Annotated in this window: 1 protein-coding gene; it reads left to right on the top strand. The window is 64.7% G+C overall.

What is annotated here, in order from left to right; genetic code table 11:
- Positions 1-1,244 (top strand): acetate--CoA ligase (locus NG1_RS34825; RefSeq protein WP_157114425.1); only part of this gene is annotated, 1,244 nt, incomplete at both ends.

The raw sequence follows: 1,244 nt of genomic DNA, 5'->3' as shown, positions 1-1,244 counted from the left end.
CCCCACCCCCTGGACCCACGGCCGCGACCTGTGGTGGCATGACACCGTCACCACCGCCTCCCCCCACCACCACGCCCAACCCTTCGACGCCGAACACCCCCTGTTCATCCTCTACACCTCCGGCACCACCGGAAAACCCAAAGGCATCCTGCACACCACCGGCGGCTACCTCACCCAAACCGCCTACACCCACCACACCGTCTTCGACCACAAACCCGGCCACGACACCTACTGGTGCACCGCCGACATCGGCTGGATCACCGGACACAGCTACATCGTCTACGGCCCCCTCACCAACCGCACCACCCAAATCATCTACGAAGGCACCCCCAACTCCCCCACCGAACACCGCCACTTCGACATCATCGAAAAATACGGCGTCACCATCTACTACACCGCCCCCACCCTCATCCGCACCTTCATGAAATGGGGCAGGCAGATTCCCGACGCCCATGATCTGTCGTCGTTGCGGTTGCTCGGCTCGGTCGGTGAACCCATCAACCCCGAAGCATGGCGCTGGTACCGCGAAGTCATCGGCGCCGGCCGCACCCCCATCGTCGACACCTGGTGGCAAACCGAAACCGGCGCCATCATGATCTCCCCCCTGCCCGGCGTCACCGCCGCCAAACCCGGCGCCGCCATGACCCCCCTACCCGGCATCTCCGCACGAGTCGTCGACGAAGAAGGCAAACCCGTCGGACACGGAGAAACCGAAGCCAACGGCTACCTCGTACTCGACCAACCCTGGCCATCCATGCTGCGCGGCATCTGGGGCGACCCACAACGCTTCCACGAAACCTACTGGCAACGCTTCGCCGAACAAGGCTGGTACTTCGCCGGCGACGGCGCCAAACTCGACACCGACGCCGACCTCTGGATCCTCGGCCGCGTCGACGACGTCATGAACATCTCCGGCCACCGAATCTCCACCGCCGAAGTCGAATCCGCCCTCGTCGCACACCACACCATCGCCGAAGCCGCCGTCGTCGGCGCCACCGACCCCACCACCGGCCAAGGCATCGTCGCCTTCGTCATCCTCACCGCACACACCCAACCCACCCCCACCCTCATCGACGACCTCAAAACCCAAGTCGCCCACGAAATCAGCCCCATCGCCAAACCCCGCGAAATCCACATCGTCCCCGAACTCCCCAAAACCCGCAGCGGCAAAATCATGCGCCGCCTCCTACGCGACATCGCCGAAGGACGCGAACTCGGCGACACCTCCACCCTCGTCGACCCGA

Source organism: Nocardia gamkensis NBRC 108242 (assembly GCF_001612985.1).
Lineage (GTDB): Bacteria > Actinomycetota > Actinomycetes > Mycobacteriales > Mycobacteriaceae > Nocardia > Nocardia gamkensis.
This window is presented reverse-complemented; position numbering and strand designations above follow the sequence as displayed.